The sequence below is a fragment of the Roseomonas aerilata DSM 19363 genome (assembly GCF_000711725.1).
GTDB classification, from domain to species: domain Bacteria; phylum Pseudomonadota; class Alphaproteobacteria; order Acetobacterales; family Acetobacteraceae; genus Roseomonas; species Roseomonas aerilata.
The window spans coordinates 190,139-209,904 of record NZ_JONP01000007.1 but is presented as its reverse complement, the minus strand read 5'-3'; the positions used below and the strand labels follow the sequence as shown (position 1 = coordinate 209,904).

At 72.8% G+C, this 19,766-nt stretch carries 17 protein-coding genes; 14 read left to right on the top strand and 3 right to left on the bottom strand.

From position 1 onward, the window contains the following. Positions 1-45: 45 nt before the first annotated feature. From BO39_RS10555 to BO39_RS10535, 5 genes are all read left to right on the top strand, one after another. Positions 46-414: a hypothetical protein gene (locus BO39_RS10555; RefSeq protein ID WP_043832740.1), complete on the top strand. Its 369-nt coding sequence runs from the start codon at positions 46-48 to the stop codon at positions 412-414. A gap of 289 nt (positions 415-703) precedes the next feature. Next, positions 704-2,833, top strand: coding sequence for a calcium-binding protein (locus BO39_RS10550; RefSeq protein ID WP_052401907.1), 2,130 nt, complete (start codon positions 704-706; stop codon positions 2,831-2,833). Between the two features lie 231 nt (positions 2,834-3,064). Further along, a complete protein-coding gene (locus tag BO39_RS10545) occupies positions 3,065-3,961 on the top strand; it encodes a DMT family transporter (RefSeq protein ID WP_043832738.1) in 897 nt (298 codons plus the stop codon). Positions 3,962-4,039: 78 nt separating this feature from the next. Continuing rightward, a complete protein-coding gene (locus tag BO39_RS10540; protein ID WP_043832736.1) occupies positions 4,040-5,287 on the top strand; it encodes an RsmB/NOP family class I SAM-dependent RNA methyltransferase in 1,248 nt (415 codons plus the stop codon). Positions 5,288-5,295: 8 nt separating this feature from the next. Beyond that, positions 5,296-6,405, top strand: coding sequence for a glycosyltransferase family 4 protein (locus BO39_RS10535; RefSeq protein WP_043832733.1), 1,110 nt, complete (start codon positions 5,296-5,298; stop codon positions 6,403-6,405). 3 nt (positions 6,406-6,408) lie between these two features. On the opposite strand, the gene BO39_RS10530 is transcribed toward BO39_RS10535, so the two are convergent. Beyond that, entirely contained in the window at positions 6,409-7,425 is a 1,017-nt protein-coding gene (locus tag BO39_RS10530) for an ABC transporter substrate-binding protein (protein ID WP_043832731.1), read from the bottom strand. 127 nt (positions 7,426-7,552) lie between these two features. Here BO39_RS10530 and BO39_RS10525 point away from each other — a divergent pair, with 127 nt between their 5' ends. The 7 genes from BO39_RS10525 to BO39_RS10495 all read left to right on the top strand — a co-directional run bounded on the left by BO39_RS10525 (position 7,553) and on the right by BO39_RS10495 (position 13,271). Then, on the top strand, positions 7,553-8,203 hold the full coding sequence (locus tag BO39_RS10525; RefSeq protein WP_043832729.1) for a TetR/AcrR family transcriptional regulator: 651 nt from the start codon (positions 7,553-7,555) through the stop codon (positions 8,201-8,203). Positions 8,204-8,287: 84 nt separating this feature from the next. Then, positions 8,288-9,124 carry an ABC transporter permease gene (locus BO39_RS10520; protein ID WP_084698019.1) on the top strand — a complete coding sequence of 279 codons (837 nt, stop codon included), beginning with the start codon at positions 8,288-8,290 and terminating at the stop codon, positions 9,122-9,124. Positions 9,125-9,129: 5 nt separating this feature from the next. After that, positions 9,130-10,200: an NAD-dependent epimerase/dehydratase family protein gene (locus BO39_RS10515; RefSeq protein ID WP_043832728.1), complete on the top strand. Its 1,071-nt coding sequence runs from the start codon at positions 9,130-9,132 to the stop codon at positions 10,198-10,200. Next, positions 10,190-11,017 carry a GNAT family N-acetyltransferase gene (locus BO39_RS10510; RefSeq protein ID WP_245615091.1) on the top strand — a complete coding sequence of 276 codons (828 nt, stop codon included), beginning with the start codon at positions 10,190-10,192 and terminating at the stop codon, positions 11,015-11,017. Before BO39_RS10515 ends, BO39_RS10510 begins: the two co-directional genes overlap by 11 nt. A gap of 13 nt (positions 11,018-11,030) precedes the next feature. Beyond that, positions 11,031-12,092, top strand: coding sequence for a dihydrodipicolinate synthase family protein (locus BO39_RS10505; protein ID WP_156963636.1), 1,062 nt, complete (start codon positions 11,031-11,033; stop codon positions 12,090-12,092). Continuing rightward, the gene (locus BO39_RS10500; protein ID WP_245615090.1) at positions 12,089-12,853 is read left to right on the top strand and encodes an ABC transporter ATP-binding protein; all 765 of its coding nucleotides are present in this window, start codon (positions 12,089-12,091) and stop codon (positions 12,851-12,853) included. The genes BO39_RS10505 and BO39_RS10500 overlap by 4 nt, the downstream gene beginning before the upstream one ends. Positions 12,854-12,935: 82 nt before the next feature. Further along, entirely contained in the window at positions 12,936-13,271 is a 336-nt protein-coding gene (locus BO39_RS10495; RefSeq protein ID WP_043832725.1) for an FKBP-type peptidyl-prolyl cis-trans isomerase, read from the top strand. A 25-nt stretch (positions 13,272-13,296) separates the two neighbouring features. Here the strand turns inward: BO39_RS10495 and BO39_RS32540 are convergent, their stop codons facing one another. Both BO39_RS32540 and BO39_RS29830 read right to left on the bottom strand, forming a co-directional pair. Beyond that, positions 13,297-13,830: a biliverdin-producing heme oxygenase gene (locus tag BO39_RS32540; RefSeq protein ID WP_052401905.1), complete on the bottom strand. Its 534-nt coding sequence runs from the start codon at positions 13,828-13,830 to the stop codon at positions 13,297-13,299. Positions 13,831-13,844: 14 nt separating this feature from the next. Continuing rightward, positions 13,845-16,544, bottom strand: a complete 2,700-nt coding sequence (locus BO39_RS29830) for a response regulator (RefSeq protein WP_052401904.1) — start codon at positions 16,542-16,544, stop codon at positions 13,845-13,847. Positions 16,545-16,940: 396 nt separating this feature from the next. Between BO39_RS29830 and mdoH the strand changes: the two genes are divergently transcribed. Both mdoH and BO39_RS10475 read left to right on the top strand, forming a co-directional pair. Next, positions 16,941-18,689, top strand: coding sequence for a glucans biosynthesis glucosyltransferase MdoH (gene mdoH / locus BO39_RS10480; protein WP_245615089.1), 1,749 nt, complete (start codon positions 16,941-16,943; stop codon positions 18,687-18,689). Positions 18,690-18,740: 51 nt separating this feature from the next. Further along, the gene (locus tag BO39_RS10475; protein WP_052401903.1) at positions 18,741-19,697 is read left to right on the top strand and encodes a LysR family transcriptional regulator; all 957 of its coding nucleotides are present in this window, start codon (positions 18,741-18,743) and stop codon (positions 19,695-19,697) included. The last annotated feature ends 69 nt before the right edge of the window (positions 19,698-19,766 follow it).

Genomic DNA, 19,766 nt, shown 5'->3' with positions numbered 1-19,766 from the left:
AGCGCCCGCCAGCCCAGGCCCGACCAGGCAAAGGACAAAACGACCATGACTGGAACAACCGCGCTCATCGCCTGCTCGACGACCGAACCGATCCCGGACAGACCACTCGCCTCCTGGTCCCAGGAGGGCGTCAGCCTCGGCATGAGCTTCGCGGATGCCTTTCCATCCACCAGCGCCGACGCCTGCTTGGCCGAAGGATTCGAGGAGGCCGGGTCCACCCTCAGCATCAGCTTCGACCTTTTTGCCACCGAGGAATCGCTGACCAGCCCTGCGGTCCGGCACGCCCATGTGGAACGTGCGAAGGACGTCCGGCGGCGGCCCCTTCCCCCGGTGGCCGGCGCACCGGCGGCGCGTTGCTGGACTGCCCCGCGCTTCTCGCGGCGGCGGACCGCCGCGGCCCTTCGCCGGGCCTGACAGCGGGAGGGACAGGAAGAAGGCGGCGCGGGGTAGCCAGGCCACCTCTGCCACGCCCGAACCCATGGATCAGCGGGAAACCCGCGGTCGCGCCCCGAGCGCGGCCGCGGCAAATGTGCTTGGGGACCGTGGCCCACCCAGGCAGCGCCGACCGATTGAACGAAGCCGCAGAGAACGCGCCGCGGGAGACCATTCGTTCACCTTTCGACCCTAAACCATCCCCAGGCGGAACGGTGACGCGAGAGGCGCCCGTTCGCGTCCGGCAGGCGGCGAGAGGACAAAACGACCCATGGCGGGAAGCTTCCGATACACCGTAGGCAGCGACTACGACGCGCTGAGCGGCGGCGATCTGGTCAATGGCGGCGTCCCCATCGCCAACACGATCAACCTCTCGGACAGCCTGTCGATCGGCGACCTGGCCGATGTGGTCAGCAACGAACTCTTCCGGTCCGTGGATAGGTTCGTCTACATCCTTCCCGCGGACTCCAGCACGCGGCCCCTGTCGCTCGACACCACTGGCTTCGCGCAGCCCTCCCTGATCAGCGTCAGCTTCGATCTCTCCGCGGGAACCGGCACGCTGCTGATGGGCGGCGGCGCCCTGGGCGACGAGCTGCGGGCCGGATCCGGCAACGACGTCCTGCGCGGCTATGCGGGCAACGACACGCTCTCCGGCGGCGACGGCAACGACACGCTGGCCGGCGGCGTGGGCGCCGATGCGCTGGACGGCGGCCTCGGCACCGACACCGCCGACTACAGCGCCTCTTCGGCCGGGGTGACGGTGGACCTCGCGCTGGGCGCAGTCAGCGATGGCGACGCGCAGGGCGACACGCTGACGGGCATCGAGAACCTCACCGGCTCCGCCTTCACGGACATGCTCACGGGCGACGCCGGGGCCAACATCCTGTCGGGTGCCGGCGGCAACGACACGCTGGCCGGCGATGGCGGCGACGACACGCTGCTCGGCGGCGCGGGCGCCGATGCGCTGGACGGCGGCTCGGGCATCGACACCGCCGCCTATACCGGCTCCTCGGCCGGCGTGACGGTGAATCTCACGCTCGGCACGAGCAGCGGCGGCGACGCGCAGGGCGACACGCTGACGGGCATCGAGAACCTCACCGGCTCCGCCTTCGCGGACGCGCTCACGGGCGACGCCGGGGCCAACCTGCTCTCCGGCGGCGCGGGCGCCGATGCGCTGGACGGCGGCCTCGGCACCGACACCGCCGACTACAGCGCCTCCTCGGCCGGGGTGGTGGTGGACCTCGCTTCCGGCACGGGCACCGGCGGCGACGCGCAGGGCGACACGCTGACAGGCATCGAGAACCTCGCCGGCTCCGCCTTCGCGGACGTGCTGGTGGGCGACGCCGGGGCCAACCTGCTCTCCGGCGGCGACGCCAGCGACACGCTGTTTGCCGGCGCGGGGAACGACTTCCTCAGCGGCGACAACGGCGACGACGTACTCGTCGGCGAAGGCGGCAACGACGGCATCCTCGGCGGCGACGGCAACGACCTCGCCTTCGGTGGCGACGACAGCGACGTCCTCTGGGGAATGGCGGGCAACGACCACCTCCGCGGCGATGCCGGCAACGACGTCCTCGTGGGCGACGCCGGCGGCGACATCCTCGTGGGCGGCGACGGTGACGACCTCGCCTTCGGCGGCAACGACAGCGATATCCTCTGGGGCGAGGCGGGCAGCGACCATCTTCGCGGCGATGCCGGCGACGACACCCTCATCGGCGCCGCCGGTGCCGATACCCTGGTGGGCGGCGACGACAACGACCTCGCCTTCGGTGGCGACGACAGCGATATCCTCTGGGGCGAGGCGGGCAGCGACACCCTGGCCGGCGGCGAGGGCGACGACCTCGCCTTCGGCGGCGCCGACGGCGACCTCCTCCTGGGCGAGGCGGGGAACGATTACCTCCGCGGCGACGGCGGCGACGACACCCTCGTGGGCGACACCGGCAGCGACACCCTGTTCGGCGGCGACGGCAGCGATCTCGCCTTCGGCGGCGATGACGACGACTTCATGTGGGGCGAGGCGGGGAACGATCACCTCCGCGGCGACGGCGGCAACGACATCCTCGTGGGCGGTGATGGCAGCGACATCCTCGTCGGCGGAAGCGGGGATGACGTGCTCGCCGGCGGTGCCGGCAGCGACGACTTCTACGGGGAAGCCGGGAACGACCGCTTCGTCTTCGCCCCGGGCTCGGGTGCGGACGTGATCCATGATTTCGGCCAGGCGGCCGGGAACAGGGACATCATCGCGTTCCAGGCCGGCATCTTCTCCAGCTTCGCGCAGGTCATGGCGGCGAGCACGCAGATCGGCGAGAACGTGCTGATCAGCCTTTCCGGGAGCGACACGGTGACCATCTCGAACCTGTCGCTCCAGTCGCTCGGCGCCGAGGACTTCCTCTTCGGCTGAGGCCCGGGGGCGGCTGGCCCGCGGCCCCGTGAAGGGCGCCGCGGGCCATCCCGGCTCCCCGCCCGGGCATGGCCGCACCGAGAAAATGCCGGTTCCCGCCGGCGGCGTTTCGACGCAAATCCCGCCCTGGCTTCTCCTGCCGCGGCACGGGGAGCTGCCGGTCCTGGCGTGCTGCCTCTTGCGCCGCCTGCTCCGGGCCACCGATGCGGGAGCGCTGACCAGGATGACGAGATGACCGGCCGTGGTGAGGCGTGGCGTTCCGCCGCGCTGGCCGTCGCCTTCGTGCTGATCTGGGGATCGGCCTTCAACGCGGCGCGGGTGGTGGTGCTGGAATGGCCGCCTTTCTGGGCCCTCGCCCTCCGCTTCATCGTCACCGCCCCCCTCCTCCTCGGCCTTGCCTGGGCCACGCGCTCGCGCTGGCCGGGCCGGGCGGATCTCGGGCGCGTGGTGGTCATGGGGCTGCTCGGAACGGGCGGCTACCTCGCCTTTTCCTGGTGGGCGATGTCGCTCATCCCCTCCGGCCTCGTCGCGCTGATCACGGCGGCCACCCCGCTCATGGTCGCCCTGGGAGAGGTGGTGTTCTTCGGCCGTCGCCCCTCCCCCATGGCCTGGCTTGGGCTCGCGCTCGGCTGGGGCGGGGTCGCGCTGCTCGGGGGCGCGCGGATCGGCGGGCACCTCGGCAACCCCGGCGAAGCGCTGGGCGTCGGCCTCGCGCTGCTCGGCGCCGCCAGCCAGGCCGCGGGGCTGCTGGCCTTCGCGCCCGCGCGCGGCCGGGTGGACCTCTGGTCCGCCACCGCCGGGCAGAGCCTCGTCAGCGCGGCGCTGCTGCTCGTGCTCGCCGTGGTGATGGAGGGCGCGCCGCCCACCTCGGCCAGCCTGCCGGTCTGGCTCTCCCTCGCCTACAGCGTCACGGTGGTGGGCGTGGGCGGCTACGCGCTGCTCTTCGTGCTCCTCCGGCGCTTCCCGCCCTCCACCGCGGCGGCGCTGCAGTTGCTGGCGCCCCCGGTCGCGACCCTGATTGGCTGGGCGGCCCTGGGCGAGGTGCTCGGCTGGGCCGACCTCGCGGGCGGGGCGATGACCCTGACGGGCCTCACGCTTCTCTTCCGGGCCCGCGCGCGGGAGGGCTGAGGGCGCCCCGCCGCCCATGGCAGGGCGGCGCGAAAGGGGGCTGCACAGCGGGCGCGAAATGCGTCAATCGCCTCCGCGATGCCCGCCAATCCCACCCGTTCCGCCGCCTTCTCCCTTCTCTCCGCCGTGCTCGAGCGCCGCCGGGGACTGGAGGAGGCGCTGGATGCCCTACCCGGCCACATCCAGCCGCGCGACCGGGCGGCGGCGCATCGGATCGCGGCCGCGGTGCTGCGGCGCCTCGGCAGCATCGACGCGGTGCTGGAACCCTATCTCCGGCGGGAACCCTCGCCGCCCGCGCTTCAGGCGCTCCGGATCGGTGCGGCGGAGCTGCTGCTGCTCGGCACCCCCCCGCACGCGGCGGTCGCCACCGCCGTCTCCCTCGCGCCGAAGCCCTTCGCCGGGCTGGTGAACGCCGTGCTTCGCAAGGTCGCGGCCGAGGGCCCGGCCGCGCTGGAAGCATTGGACGCGGCGCGCCTCGACACCCCCGCCTGGCTGTGGTCCGCCTGGCACGCGGCCTACGGCCCGAAGGTGCGCGCGATCGCGGAGGCCCATACCCGTCCTGCGCCGCTCGACCTCTCTCTCGTCCCCGGCAGCGCGCCACCGGAGGGGGCGGAACTCCTGCCCAACGGCACCGCGCGCCTCGCGCCCGGCACGCGCATCACCGAGATCCCCGGCTTCGCCGAGGGCGGCTTCTGGGCGCAGGACGCCGCCGCCAGCCTGCCCGCACGCCTGCTGGCGGCAATGCCGGGGGAGCGGGTAGCCGATCTCTGTGCCGCGCCGGGCGGGAAGACCGCGCAGCTCGTCGCCGCCGGCGCCGCGGTCACGGCGGTGGAGAAGGAGGAGCGCCGCGCCGAGCGCCTGCGCGAGAACCTGGCCCGGCTGAAGATGACGGCCGAGGTAGCGGTAGCCGACGTCATCCCCTGGGCGGCCGAGCGGCGTGGCAGCTTTGGCGCCGTGCTGCTCGACGCCCCCTGCACCGCGACCGGCACCATCCGCCGCCACCCGGAGGTGGCCCATCTCCGCCGCCCGCGCGACGTGCCGAAGCTCGCCGCCACCCAGGCCGCGCTGATCGAGGCGGCGGCCGGGCTTGTGGCCCCGGGCGGACGGCTGGTGGTCGCCACCTGCTCCCTCCAGCCGGAGGAGGGGGAGGCGCATCTCGCCCGCCTCGCCGCCCTCGGCCTCACCCCCGACCCCGTGCGGGCGGAGGAGGTGCCGGGCCTGGAGGAGGCCATCACCCCCGCCGGTGCCCTCCGCACCCGCCCGGACCTCTGGGGCGAGCGGGGCGGCATGGACGGCTTCTTCGTCGCCCGCTTCAGGCGGGGCTAGGCGGCGCCGTGCGCGTCCTCTTCATCGCCAATGTCGATTTCTCGCTGCGCCACTTCATCCTGCCGCTGATGCGTGGTGCCCGGGCGCGCGGGCACGAGGTACTGGCCGCCTGCGCCGAGGGGCCGCTGCTGGAAATCGTGCGGGCGGAGGGCTTCACCGTCCTCCCCGTGCCCTTCTCGCGCAGCCTCTCGCCGCGCGCGAACCTCGCGGCGCTGCGCTCGCTGCGGCAGGTCATCCGCGAGCACCGGCCGGACCTCGTGCACGCCCATTTCCCCATTGCGGGCCTCCTCGCCCGCGTGGCCGCGCGGCTGGAGGGGGTGCCCCGCACCGCCTACACGGTGCACGGCTTCCTCTTCAACCAGCCCGGCCCGCTCTGGCGCCGCGGCCTCTCCCTCGCGATGGAATGGTTCGGCGGCCGGCTGACCGACACCTTCCTGACCGTCAGCGAGGAGGAGGCGGGCGACGCCCGGCGCCTCCGCATCCACCGCCACGCCACCGCCGCCCTGAACGGCCGCGACCCCGCCCGCTTCCGCCCCGACCCCGTTGCCCGCGCGGAAGTGCGGGCTGAGCTGGGCGTGTCGCCGGACGACGTGGTCGTCACCGCCGTTTCCCGCCTCGTGCGCCACAAGGGATACCCCGAGCTGCTGCGCGCTATGGAGGCCGTGCCCAACGCCAGCCTCTGGGTCGTGGGCGAACGCCTCACGACCGACCACGGCGGCAATGTGGAGCCGGACTTCGCCCGCGCCGTCGAAACCCTCGGCCCGCGCCTGCGCCGTCTCGGCTACCGCCACGACACGGAGCGCGTCCTCGCCGCCTCCGACATCTTCTGCCTGCCCAGCCATTTCGAGGGCCTGCCGATGTCCGTCATCGAGGCAATGCTGACCGGCCTGCCCGTTGTCGCCACCGATATCAGCGGCCCGCGCGAGCAGGTGGTGCCCGGCGAGACCGGTCTGCTGGTGCCGCCGGCCACCGTCGCCCCGCTGGCCGCGGCGCTCAACCAGCTTACCGCCGACGCGGCGCTGCGCCGCCGCATGGGCGAGGCGGCACGAGCCCGCGCGCTCGCCCGCTATGACGAGGCGCGCGTGGTGGCGCGCACCCTGGACCTGCTGGGGCTCTAGCCCTCAGGCCGCCGCCATCTTGGTGCCCGTGTCGAGGAAGGCGTTCGTATAGGCCTTGTCCAGGTCGAAGGGCTGAGCGCCCTCGAACTGGCTCTGGATGAGGTCGTAGTCGGCGCGCATCCGCGCGGCATCGAAGGCGCCGAGCGCGACGGAGGTCGTCGTCGGGTCGCGCATCAACTCCTTCACGCGCTCCCACTGCCGCTGCTGCGTCCAGTCGTCGAGACCCGAGACGGCGGCGAAGAGCGCGCGCAGCGCCGGCTGCGGATCGGCCACCGTGGCGGCGAAGGCTCGCTGGGAAACCCGCACGAAGCTGCGCACCAGGTCGGGCTGCTTCGCCAGCACGTCGCCATTCGCGATGATGGAGTTGCCGTAGGAGTTGAGCCCGAGGTCGCTCCAGCGCTGGAAGCCGAGATCGGCGCCGAACTCGCGCGCCTTCAGGTCGTGCTCGTTCCAGAAGTCGGTGGTGATGTCGATCACCTTGCTCTTGAGCGAGGGGATCTTCGCGGGCGGCGCGATGTTGACGAAGCGCACGGAGGCCGGGTCGATCCCGACGCGACGCGCGAAGACCGGCCACATGATGCGCGCGGCATCGCCCGGCGGGTTCCCGACGGAACGGCCGGGAAAGTCGCGCGGGCCGGAGATGCCGCTGCTGCGGAGCCAGTAGAAGGTCTGCGGCGAGTTCGCGTAGACGGTCATGACCGCCGCGAGGTTGCCGCCGCGGCTGCGCGCCAGCAGCGCGGTCGGCATGTCGGCGATGCCGAGTTGCGCCGTGCCCGCCGCCACGCGCTGGGCCGAGGCGCCGGAGCCGCGCCCCGCCTCGATCGTCACGTCGAGCCCCGCCTTCTCGTACCAGCCCTGCGCCTTCGCGAGGTAATAGGGGCAGTGGTCGGCCGCCGCGGTCCAGTTGAGCACGAAGGTCACCCGCTCGGCCGCCCGCGCGGCGCGCGGGATCACGAAGGGCGCGGCCAGCCCCGCGAGGAGCATTCCGCGGCGAGGGAGGACGGAACGGTCCCTGGTCATGCGAGGCATCTCCGCTTATCGAGGGGCGGCCCGGACCACGGCCGGGCGGCGTCGCGAAAAGCCTATCGGCGCCCATCACGTGCCGCAACAACAATCAACCAGATGGTTGGTATGGAGGCCCCTCGCCATGCCCCGCCCGCCCGCCCCCGCCGAACGCCCGCGCGGGCGGCGCGATCCGGAAAGCACCCGGCGCGCGCTGCTCGCCGCCGCCATCGGCGAGTTCGCGGAGAAGGGCCTCGCCGGCGCGCGGGTGGACGAGATCGCGGCGCGCGCGGGCGTGAACAAGCAGCTCGTCTACCACCACTTCGGCACGAAGGAGGACCTTTACGCCGCCGCGCTGGAGGCGGTCTACGCCGAGATCCGCGCGCAGGAGCGGGCGCTGCAACTGGCCGACCTCGCGCCGCTCCAGGCGATGGAGCGGCTGGTGGGATTCTCCTTCGACTACCTTGCGGCCCATCCGGAATTCGTGGCGCTGCTGAACGACGAGAACCAGCACGCGGCGCGCCACGTGCGGGCCTCGCCGGGGCTGCGCCGTATGCACTCGCCCCTCATCGGCCTGCTGGGGGAGACGCTGACGCGCGGCGCGGCCGAGGGCGTGTTCCGCGGCGACCTCGACCCGGTCGATGTCTATATCTCGATTGCCGGCCTCTCCTACTTCTACTTCTCGAACAACCGCACGCTCTCCGCGATCTTCGGCGCGCGCCTGGGCACGAAGGCGGCGATCGGCCGGCGGCGGCGGCATGTGATCGACTTCACCCTCTCGGCCCTGCGGCCGTGATCCTTTGTCAACCGGTTGGTTGACACGCGCGAGGCCGCTCCTCTAGCGTCCGCGGGGCAAGATCGTCCCACGGAAGGGTCCTGAATGGTCGCGGAGGCGAGCACCGACATCTCCGCCATCCCAGGCACCCAGCCGGGGGCCGATCCGCGCGCCGCCGAGGCCACCCGCGCCACGCGGCGCCGCTGGGCGGTCATCGCCCTCGTCCACGTCGCGGCCGTCCTGCTCTGGGAAGTCCTCGTCCGCGCCACGAAGCTGCCGGCCTTCATCCTCCCGGCCCCGAGCGCCGTCCTCGCCACGCTGGCGGTGCCGACCAACGCCTGGGTCTCCAACACGCTCGTCACCGCGGCGGAGATCGGCGGCGGCTACGTGCTGGCGGTGGTCCTGGGCGTCGCGCTCGCCCTCGTCTTCAGCTGGTCGCGCGCGCTGGCGCTGCTCGTCTTTCCGCTGCTCGTCACGCTCAACATGATCCCGAAGGTGGCGCTCGGCCCCATCATGATCGTGTGGATGAGCTACGGCATCGCCACCAACATGCTCATCACCTTCAGCCTCTGCTTCTTCCCGATCCTGCTGACCACCGTGCGCGGCCTGCAGGAGGTGGAGCCGGACCTGCTCGACCTCGTCCACTCGCTGAAGGGATCGCGCTGGCAGGTCTTCCGCTACATCCAGTTGCCGGGTTCGCTGCCCTACATCTTCTCGGGCATGAAGGTCGCCGCCATCCTCGCCGTCGCCGGCGCGGTGGTAGGCGAATTCGTCGCCTCCGAGCGCGGCCTCGCCTACCTCATGATCCAGGTGCAGACCTCGCTCGACACGGCGGCCATGTTCATGGCCGTCATCCTCCTCACCCTGCTCGGCCTCGCGCTCTATCTCGTCGTGCTCGGGCTGGAGCACCGCTTCGTCCCGCGGGACGCGAGAAAGGGATAGACGCCATGTCCGCAGCCCCCAAGGACGCGGCGGCCGCCGACTGGCTGGACCCCGCCGACCTCCCCGACCGCTTCGAGGACGCCGAGGCGCTGGACGCCTTCCTCTCCCGCCCGAGCCGTGCGCTGGCGGCGGACCTCGCGGCGCTCGACGGCGACATCATGGTGCTCGGCGTCGGCGGCAAGATGGGCCCCACCCTCGCGCGGCTGGCGCGCAACGCGGCGCCCGGCAAGCGCATCATCGGCGTCGCGCGCTTCAGCGAGGCGGGGCTGCGCGAGGGGCTGGAGCGGCACGGCGTCGAGACCATCGCCTGCGACCTGCTGGACCGCGCCGCGCTGGAAGGCCTGCCCCGCGCCCGCAACGTCATCCTGATGGCCGGGCGGAAGTTCGGCGCCTCGGGCGACCAGTCGCTGACCTGGGCGATGAACACCCTCGTGCCGGCCCTCGTGGGCGAGGCGTTCCGCGGCTCGCGGATCGTCGCCTTCTCCACGGGGTGCGTCTATCCCTTCGTGCCCGTCACGCAGGGCGGCTCCACCGAGAGCAGCCCGCTCAACCCGCCCGGCGAGTACGCCTTCTCCTGCATCGGGCGGGAGCGGCTGCTGCAGCACCTCTCCGCCGTCCACGACACGCCGGGCCGGCTGTTCCGCCTCAACTACGCGATCGACCTCCGCTACGGCGTGCTGTTCGACGTCGCCTGCAAGGTGCGCGACGGTGAGGCGGTGGACGTCACCATGGGGCATGTGAACGTCATCTGGCAGGGTGACGCCAACGCCCAGGCGCTGCGCTGCCTGCGCCAGGCGACCGTCCCCTCCGCGCCGCTCAACGTCACGGGGCCCGAGACGATCCCGGTGCGCTGGCTGGCGAGGGCCTTCGGCGAGCGGCTGGGGAAAGCCCCCGTGATCACCGGCGAGGAGGCGCCGACCGCCTGGCTGAACAACGCGGCCGAGGCGGCACGGCTCTTCGGCTATCCCGTCGTCCCGCTCGCCCGCATGATCGACTGGGTGGCTGACTGGGTCGCGCGCGGCGGCAAGAGCCTAGGCAAGCCCACCCATTTCGAGGTGCGGGACGGTGCCTACTGAGGCGCTCACCACCGCGGGGCTGACGCCGGCCGACATGGCCGGCTGCCTCGCGCTCTCCGAAGGGGCCGGCTGGAACCAGTCCGCCGAGGACTGGAACATCTTTTTCCGCCACGGCACCGTCTTCGGCATCGAGGAGGGCGGGCGGCTGGTCGCGAGCGGCGCGGTGCTGCCCTACCCCTCCGGCGGCTTCGGCTGGGTCAGCATGGTGCTCGTCGCAGCGTCCATGCGCGGGCGCGGCCTCGGCACACGCATCCTGCACCGCTGCATCGAGGCACTGCGCGGCGACGGGCTCTGCCCGGTGCTGGACGCCACCCCCGCGGGCGAGCGCATCTACCGCCCGCTCGGCTTCCGCACGCAGTTCGGGCTCACGCGCTGGCGCGGGTTGAGCGGCGGCGATGCCCCGCACGGAACCCGCGCCCTCCGCGCGGACCTGCCCGCAGCCCTCGACGCTGCGGCCTTCGGCGCGGATCGCCACTTCCTCCTGGCCGAACTGCTGCGCCGCGCCCCGGCCAACGCCTTCACGCTCGATAACGGCAACGGCTTCGTCCTCGCCCGCCCCGGCCGCGCGGCCCTGCAAATTGGCCCGCTGGTCGCGGAGAGCGAAGCGGACGCCGCGCGGCTGCTCGATGCCGCCCTCGCCGCGGCGCAGGGTCCCGTCCTGCTTGACCTCGCCGACCGCTGGACCGGCCTCGCCGCCCATCTGCGCGCGCGTGGCTTCACGCCCGAGCGTCCCTACAACCGTATGGCCCTGGACCGGGCCGAGCCCTTCGGCGATCCCGCCCGCCTCTTCGTCGTGGCCGGGCCGGAACTGGGCTGAGACGAGGAACCCGATGCCCCTGCACCGCGCCGACCTGCCCCCCGAGACGCTGCGGCTGCTTCGCCAGGGCGTCGCCATTCCCGCCCATCCGCTGGCATTGGACGCAGGGCGCCGCTTCGACGCGCGCCGCCAGCGGGCGCTGACGCGCTACTACCTCGACGCGGGCGCGGGCGGCCTCGCGGTCGGCGTGCACACCACGCAGTTCGAGATCCGCGAAGCCGGCCTCTACCGCCCCGTGCTGGAAGCGGCGATGGAAAGCGCCCGCGCCTGGACGGACCGACCGCTCGTCATGGTGGCGGGCCTCGCCGGCCCCACCGCCCAGGCGGTGGAGGAGGCGCGCACCGCCGTCGGCACCGGCTACCACGCGGGCCTGCTGAGCCTCGCCGCGATGAAGGGCGCAGCCCCCGAGGCGGTGCTCGACCACTGCCGCCGCGTGGCAGAGGAAATCCCACTCATCGGCTTCTACCTCCAGCCCGCCGTCGGCGGCGTGTCGCTGGACGCCGAGTTCTGGCGCGCCTTCTGCAAGATCGACAACGTCGTCGCCGTGAAGGTCGCCCCTTTCAACCGCTACCGCACCCTCGACGTGGTGCGCGGCCTGGTGGAGGCCGGCGCGGAGGATCGCGTGACCCTCTACACCGGCAACGACGACCACATCGTGCTCGACCTCGTCACGCCCTTCACCGTGAAGCGCGACGGCGTGCCGGTCACCGTCCGCTTCCGGGGCGGCCTGCTCGGCCACTGGTCGGTCTGGACGCGCGGCGCGGTACAACTGCTGGAGCGGCTGAAGGCGGCCGTCGCGGCCGGCCCCCTCCCGCCCGAGATCCTGGCGCTCGACTCCGCCGTCACCGACTGCAACGCGGCCTTCTTCGATGTCGCCAACAACTTCCACGGCTGCATCGCCGGCTGTCACGAGATCCTCCGCCGCCAGGGCTTGCTGGAGGGCACCTGGTGCCTCAACCCCGCGGAGGGGCTGAGCCCCGGCCAGGCGGAGGCGATCGACCGCGTCTGCCGCCTCTATCCCGAATTCTCCGACGACGCCTTCGTCGCGAGGAACCTGGAGCGCTGGCTGTCGTGACCGAGCCGCTGATCCGCCTCGAGAACGTCCGCAAGACCTACCGCACCGGCGGCCAGGATTTCGTCGCCGTCTCCGACGTGACCATGGCGGTGGAGGAAGGCGACCTCGTCTCGCTCGTCGGCCCCTCGGGCTGCGGCAAGACGACGGTACTGAAGATCCTCGCCGGCCTGCACGAGGCGGATGGCGGCACCGTACGCATCGGCAACGCCGCCTCGGGCTTCGTGCCCGGCCGCGACGTGGGCATGGTCTTCCAGCAGGCGTTGCTGCTGAAGTGGCGCACCATCCTCGAGAACGTGACCCTCCCCGCCGAAATCCTTGGCCTTCCCAGGCGCGAGGCGCGGGAGCGCGCGCAGCACCTCCTCGACATGGTCGGGCTGCGCGGCTTCGAGGGGAATTACCCCTACCAGCTCTCGGGCGGCATGCAGCAGCGGGCGGCCATCGCGCGCGCCCTGGTGCACGACCCGAAGCTGATCCTGATGGACGAGCCCTTCGGCGCGCTCGACGCCCTGACACGCGAGCGCATGAACCTTGAGATGCTGCGCATCTGGCGAGAGAGCGGGAAGACGATCCTCTTCGTCACCCATTCCATCCAGGAGGCCGTCTTCCTCGGCGCGCGCTGCGCCGTGCTGACCGCGGGCCCCGCACGCATGGCCGACTACTTCAGCATCGACCTCCCGGCCGAGCGCGGCCTCGACATCAAGACGACCGAGGGCTTCGGCACCTATGTGAAGCGCATCTACGGCCTTCTCGGGATGGGCTGAGCGCGGCGCCCCGCGCCCTCGTCATTTGGCGGGACCGCCACGCCCGACTAGAACCGCGCCTCCCACACAAGGAACAGGGCGCATGATCGAGGAACGGAAGCAGGGCACGGGCGCCGAGGCCGTGGCCGGCAAGAGGGTCACGGTGCACTACACCGGCTGGCTCTTCGATGCGTCGGCCGCCGACAAGAAGGGCCGCAAGTTCGACAGCTCGCGCGACCGCGGCGACCCCTTCGCCTTCCTCCTCGGCGCCGGCCAGGTGATCCGCGGCTGGGACGAGGGCGTGGCCGGCATGAAGGTCGGCGGCCAGCGCACCCTGACCATCCCGCCGGAGATGGGCTACGGCGCCCGCGGCGCCGGCGGCGTCATCCCGCCCAACGCCACCCTCGTCTTCGACGTGGAGCTGCTCGGCGTCGGCTGAGCCACCCCTCGCTGGGCGCGGCCGCTCAGGCCGCGCCCAGCATCCAGTCGCCTAGCGTCGCGAAGGTGGCCCGGGCACCACGAATAACCGCCGCCGCGTCCTCCTCGGCCTCCAGCCGCTGCAGGAAGAGCGTCCACATCGCGCCCGTGCCCTCGCCATAGCCCGCGAAGTAACGGCAGCTCCCGGGCGGCAGGCCGAGCCCGTCCAGCCGCTTGAGGATCACGCGCCCGCCGAGCGTCGATCCCTCCATGACGTAGAGCGACCCCATCGCCTCCGCGCGGCCATGGATCGGCGGCGGCGGGCAGGCGGGAAGCCCCTCCGGCTCGGCGCCCAAGGCGCGCAGGTCGTCCCGCAGCAGGTGCAGCCGGCGGCGCGGGGCCAGCAGCCCCTCGTCCCCCAGCTCCGCCGCCACGCGCGGCTCCCAGCCGGCCCAGAAGCCGTGGAAGCGCTCCAGCACGCAGCGGTAGCGCCCGGCGGTCATACCCGGCGCGGTCAGGTCTAGCCCGGAATCCAGCCGCTCGTGCTCCGCCCGCGTCCCATCGCGCAGCAGGTCGCGCAACGACCCCCCAGCCTTCACAGCATCGCCCGGATCTTGGCGGCCAGGACATCCATGGCGAAGGGCTTCGTCATCACCTGCATCCCCGGCGCCAGCAGCCCGTTCCCGACCGCCGCATTCTCGGCATAGCCGGTGATGAAGAGCACCTTCATCCCCGGCCGGCGCTCGCGCATGGCATCGGCCAGCTGCCGCCCGTTCATCCCGCCGGGCAGGCCCACATCGGTCACCATCAGGTCGATGCGCGGCATGGTGTCCAGGGCGCGGATCGCCTGCGCGCCGTCCTTCGCCTCCACAACGCCGTAGCCGAGGTCGCGCAGCACCTCGCAGACGAGCATCCGCACCACCGCCTCGTCGTCCACCACGAGCACGGTGCCGCCCTGCACCGGCGTCGCGGCGGGGGCGGCCTCCTGCGCCTCGGGATCGGCCGCCGCCTCCTGCGTGCAGCGCGGCAGGTAGAGGCGGACCGTCGTGCCCTCCCCCGCCTCGCTGTAGATACGGACATAGCCGTTGGACTGCTGGGCGAAGCCGTAGACCATGGAAAGCCCGAGCCCCGTTCCCTGGCCGAGCGGCTTCGTCGTGAAGAAGGGCTCGAAGGCGCGCGCCACGATGGCGGGCGGCATCCCCGCGCCCGTATCCGTCACGGAGATCGCGACATACTGGCCCGGCGCCACGTCGTGGTGCCGCCGCGCATAGGCGTCGTCGAGCCGCGCGTTCACCGCCTCGATCGTCAGCCGCCCGCCATCGGGCATGGCGTCACGCGCGTTGATCGCGAGGTTGAGCAGCGCGTTCTCGAGCTGGTTCGCGTCGCAAAGCGTGGTCCAGAGCCCGCCCGCCATCACCGTCTCGACATGGATCTCGGGGCTCACGGTGCGGCGGATCAACTCCTCCATGGAGGCGACCAGCCGGTTCACGTCGGTCGGCCGCGGGTCCAGCGTTTGCCGGCGCGAGAAGGCGAGCAGCCGGTGCGTCAGCGCCGCCGCGCGGTTGGCCGAGCCCAGCGCCGCCCCGAGATAGCGGTCCAGCTCCCCCACCCGCCCCTGCGCGACGCGCGCGCGCAGCATCTCGAGGCTGCCGACGATGCCGGCGAGGAGGTTGTTGAAGTCGTGCGCGATCCCGCCCGTGAGCTGGCCCACCGCCTCCATCTTCTGGCTCTGGCGCAGCCGGTCGTTCAGCTCGGCGATGCGGGTCAGGCTGCGGATGACCACCTCGGTGATCGCGTGGCGCAACGTCGCCGCGATCTCCAGCTCCCACCGCGCCCAGGGCCGGGCATAGCCGTGCCGCTCCTCCACCCAGCGGTCGAAGGACTGGCGCGGGAGGATGGAATCACCGCTGCCGTCCATCGCCTTGTGCGGGTTGCCGCCCCAGCTGACGAGAGAGGGCTCCTCGGCCCGGAACCAGAGGATCAGGTCCTCCCGGTCGGCGCCGAGGAAAACCGCGAGCACCCCGCTCGCCACCGCCGCGTGCGGCGCCCATTCGGGATAGGCGGCGGCCAGGTGGTCGGTGTGGAAGATCTCCTCGGCGTCCTGCCGCCGCAGCCAGGCGGCCAGGCGCCGCACGTCGTCGTCCGGCGGCGCGGCGCCGAGCAGCTCCACGCCCGCCCCGCGCACCACGGCCGCGCCCGTGCAGCCGAAGAGGGAGGCGATGGTGACCGAGCCGGCGGTCAGGGCGGAGCTGACATCCTCGGCCTCCGCCATATGGGCGATCAGCTCGGACAGGCGGGCGGCGTCGGCGCGGCGCGCGTCCTCCGCGCCCACCCACTCCGCGCTGCCGACCCGCAGGGCGAAGGCGTCCGTCAGCGCCGCCGCCGCCGCCCGCTGGCCCGGGGAGGGCCGGTGCGGCTGCCGGTGGTGGCACACCATCAACCCCCAGAGCTGCCCCTCATGCAGGATCGAGAGGGACATGGAGCCGTCCACGCCCATGTTGCGGTGATACTGCAGGTGCACCGGCGAGAGGCTGCGCAGCCGGGAGAAGGAGAGGTCGATCGGCCGCGCCGGTGCCTCCTCCGCCTCCCAGGAGGGGTCGCGGTGCAGCGGCACCGGGGAGGCATCGCGCGAGGGCACCCAGCGGATGAGGCTGCGGCGATAGAGCTCCCGCGCCTGGGCCGGAATGTCGGAGGCGGGGAAGTGCAGCCCGTCCAGCGACTGCTCCCAATCCGCCACCTTGTCCTCGACGAGGGTCTGGCCGTGCCAGTCCTGGTCGAAGCGGTAGATGAGCACGCGCTCGTAGCCCGTGAGCTGGCGGATGCCCTCCGCCGCCACGCGGGCAAGATTTGCCATGTTGTCGCCGGCCGCGCGCAGCCGGGCGATGGCACGCTGCAGGGCGCGGGCGGCGGCCAGCGCCTCCTCCTCGTCCCGCGGGGCCACCGGCTCCAGCTCGATCAGCACCATGCCGTCCTGGGTGTGGCAGGCCGCCTCGAAAGCGCCGCCGGGCAGGGCCAGGCCGGTCTCCCAGGGCGTCTCCCCCGGCAGCTCCCCACTGGCGGCGAGGCCTGCAAGCGTCTCCGCGAAGCCCGCCCCGAGAACCCGCTCCACGGAGAGGCCGAGAAGCGTGTTCGAGGCCGTGTCCCCCGAGAGGCGCCCCGCGTTCTCGCTCGCCGCCACGATCCGCAGGCCCCGCGACGGGTCGGCCACCAGCAGAACCCCGTGCGGCTGGATCGCGCCGGGGATGTGGATCGGTTCCTGGGCGCAATAGGAATCGGCGGCGTCGGGCGGCGTCATGGCAGGCTGTGCCAGCAGATCGACCGGCCGGGAACGGCGGGAAAGAACACTCATCCTGGTGGAACGCGCCAACCTCACCCCTGGACGGCAGGCCGCGGCGCACGATGACCGGCGCGACCCGCGGAAAGGAACGGCCGTCCTGCCCGATCAGCCCCCAGCATCGCCCATTCCCGACAGCAAGCCCTCATTCCCTTATGTTAGTGATGCGCCCGGACCGCCCCAACCCGGTGCGGCCGCCCATCCTGACACAAGCCCGTGCCTTGGAACCCGGTCGGTCCCAAAAGCCGGGGCGGCTGGCCGGCGCATGGTCGGGATGCACGCGGCCGGACGCATGCCTCGACTCCATGCTACCGGCCCCGCCACGCTTCCGCCATGCCACGGGTGCACAATGGTGCCGTGAATCTGTTCGATCCCGCGGACGAGCGGCCCATTCCCCGGCGCGCCCTCTTCCTTCTCCTCTGCCTCGCCGTCGCCCTGCCCCTGGCCGGACTGCTCTGGCACGTGCTGTCGCCGGGCGGCTGGACGGGGTGGGAGGTAGCGATCGCGGCGCTCTATCTCGGCACCCTGCCCTGGACGGCGATCTGCGTGGCCAATGCCCTCATCGGATTGCTGATCCTGCTGGCGAGGCCGGACCCGCCCGCCTTCGTGGTGCCGCAGGTGGCATGGCCCCCGGGGCCGCCGCTGCGCACCGCCATCGCCGTCTGCATCCGCAACGAGGCGATGGAGGCCGTGCTTCCCCCGCTCGCCCGCCTGCTGGACGGGCTTGAAGCCGCGGGCGAGGCCGGCCGCTTCACCCTCTGGTTCCTCTCCGACACGCGCGACCCCCTCCATGCCGCGGCCGAGGATGCGGCCATCGCCGGCTTCGCCGTCGCGCGCCCACCGGGCGGCATTCCCGTCCGCCACCGCCGCCGGGCCGACAATGCGGGCTTCAAGGCCGGTAACGTCATGGACTTCCTCGACCACCACGCGGAGGACCACGACCTCGCGCTCATGCTGGACGCGGATTCGGAGATGTCCGCCTCCGCCGTGCTGCGCCTCGTCCACGCCATGCGGGCGGACCCGTGCCTCGCCCTCCTCCAGCAGCTCATCGTCGGCCGGCCGGCGCCGCGCGCTTTCCCGCGACTCTTCCAGTTCGGCATGCGCGCGGGGATGCGCGCCTGGGCCACCGGGCAGGGCTGGTGGCAGCTCGACGACGGGCCCTACTGGGGCCACAACGCGGTCCTCCGCATCGCTCCCTTCCGCGACCACGCGCGGCTCGCCCCGCTGCCCGACGGCAGCGCCATCCTCTCGCACGACCAGGTGGAGGCGGTGCGGCTGCACGCCGCCGGCTGGCGCGTCCGCTGCCTGCCCGCGGAGGAGGGCAGCCTGGAGGGCAATCCGCCTGCCCTTCCCGAATTCCTCGCGCGTGACGTGCGCTGGGGCGCGGGGAACATGCAGTACCGCCACCTCATCCTCCGCCCGGGGCTGCGACCCATGGGGCGATGGCAGATGGCACAGGCGATGCTCCTCTTCCTCTGCGCGCCGCTCTGGTGGGGGATGCTGCCGGCCGGGATCGGCAATGCCCTGACCGGGGGCGGGGCGGCGACACCGATGGGGCCCCTCGCCGCCCTGGTCCTCACCACCTGGCTCGGCAACGCCGCCCCGAAGCTCTGCGGCTTCGCGGAACTGCTCGCCCGGCCGGACCGCGCCGCACCCTATGGCGGCCGCGCCGCCGTGTTGCGCGGGGCGGCGGCGGAGATCCTCTTCTCCCTTCTCACCGAGCCGGTGAGCCTCATCAACAAGAGCCTCGCCCTCGGCCGCCTCGCCCTCGGCGCGCGCGATGGATGGGCGCCGCAGAACCGGGCGGAGCGCGGCGTCGCCTGGGCGGACGCGGCCCGGCTGCTTCTGCCCCATACCCTGTTCGGCCTCGCCGCCACGGCCGCGCTCGCGGCGGTCTCCGCCCCCGCGCTGCTCCTGGCCGCCCCCTTCCTGGCGGGACCGGTCCTTGCCATCCCGCTCTGCGTCCTGACCGCCTCGCCCGGCCTTTCGGCCTGGCTGGTGCGGCACCGGATCGCGGCCACGCCCGAGGAACTGGCGGCCGCATCCTCGACGGAAGCCATGGCGCCGGCGGCGCGGCCCGTCCAGGATGCGGCCAGCCATGGCTAACACCTCCGCCCGCCCGATGGATCCCCGCCGCGTCCCCGAGGGGCCCGCGTCGTGAAGGACCTCTCCGCCTTCGACCTGAACCTTCTCCGCGTCTTCGACGCCGTCGCGCGGGAACGCCACGTGACGCGCGCGGCGGCGCGGCTGAACCTCTCCCAGCCCGCCGTCTCCAACGCGCTCAACCGGCTGCGCGCGGCCCTGGGCGACGAACTCTTCCTCCGCGCGCCGCAGGGCGTGGTGCCCACCAGCCTCGCCCTCTCCCTCATGCACCCGGTGGAGGAGATGCTCGACCGGCTGCAGGAAACCCTCGCGGCCACCGCCCCCTTCGACCCCGCGACGAGCGACCGCGTTTTCACCATCGCCCTCTCGGAATACGCCGAGGCCGTGCTCGCCCCGCCCCTCTTCGCCCGCCTTGCGGTCGAAGCGCCGGGCATCCTCGTCGCCATCCGCCACGCCGACCGCACCAACGCCCACGACCTGCTGGAATCGGGCGAGGCGCAGCTCGCCATCGCCATGCTGTCGGAGCCCACCGCGCTCTACACGCGCCTGCGCCTGCTGCCGGAGGCCTTCATGATCCTCGCCCGCCCCGGCCACCCGCTGCTGGACGGGCCGCTGACGGTGGAGCGCTACGTCGCCTTCCCCCACCTCCTCCACTCGCCCAACGGCTCGCGCGATGGCGCCATGGACCGGGTGCTCCAGGAAACCGGCCACGCCCGCCGGCTCGGCGCCGTGGTGGCGCACCTCTCGGCCGTGCCGGAAATCCTCCTCGGCACGGACATGATCATGACCCTCTCCTCCCGCCTCGCCCGCCAACTTTCGGCGGTGCACGGGCTGGAACTGCGCCCGGTGCCCGTCGAGACAAAGCACATGCGCCTGTCGATGATCTTCCACCGCCGCTTCGAGGCGGACCAGGGCCACGCCTGGCTCCGCCGCCTGCTCCTCGCCCTCGCGCGGGAAGTGGTGGCGGACTGCCCGGCGGAGGGACGCAAGGAGGAACGGGCGACGGCCTGATCAGGCGGCGCTGGTGGCCCTGGGCAGAGGAAGAAGGAATTCTTCCTCTCCCCAGACCCCTCACCATCA

Bases quoted from the DNA above. Each gene is read 5' to 3' on its own strand.
- BO39_RS10495 (WP_043832725.1), top strand. From the start codon at position 12,936: ATGATCGAGGAACGGAAGCAGGGCACGGGCGCCGAGGCCGTGGCCGGC.
- BO39_RS10520 (WP_084698019.1), top strand. From the start codon at position 8,288: ATGGTCGCGGAGGCGAGCACCGACATCTCCGCCATCCCAGGCACCCAG.
- BO39_RS10530 (WP_043832731.1), bottom strand. From the start codon at position 7,425: ATGACCAGGGACCGTTCCGTCCTCCCTCGCCGCGGAATGCTCCTCGCG.
- BO39_RS10540 (WP_043832736.1), top strand. From the start codon at position 4,040: ATGCCCGCCAATCCCACCCGTTCCGCCGCCTTCTCCCTTCTCTCCGCC.
- BO39_RS10545 (WP_043832738.1), top strand. From the start codon at position 3,065: ATGACCGGCCGTGGTGAGGCGTGGCGTTCCGCCGCGCTGGCCGTCGCC.
- BO39_RS10515 (WP_043832728.1), top strand. From the start codon at position 9,130: ATGTCCGCAGCCCCCAAGGACGCGGCGGCCGCCGACTGGCTGGACCCC.
- BO39_RS10525 (WP_043832729.1), top strand. From the start codon at position 7,553: ATGCCCCGCCCGCCCGCCCCCGCCGAACGCCCGCGCGGGCGGCGCGAT.
- BO39_RS10555 (WP_043832740.1), top strand. From the start codon at position 46: ATGACTGGAACAACCGCGCTCATCGCCTGCTCGACGACCGAACCGATC.
- BO39_RS29830 (WP_052401904.1), bottom strand. From the start codon at position 16,544: ATGACGCCGCCCGACGCCGCCGATTCCTATTGCGCCCAGGAACCGATC.
- BO39_RS10550 (WP_052401907.1), top strand. From the start codon at position 704: ATGGCGGGAAGCTTCCGATACACCGTAGGCAGCGACTACGACGCGCTG.
- BO39_RS10505 (WP_156963636.1), top strand. From the start codon at position 11,031: ATGCCCCTGCACCGCGCCGACCTGCCCCCCGAGACGCTGCGGCTGCTT.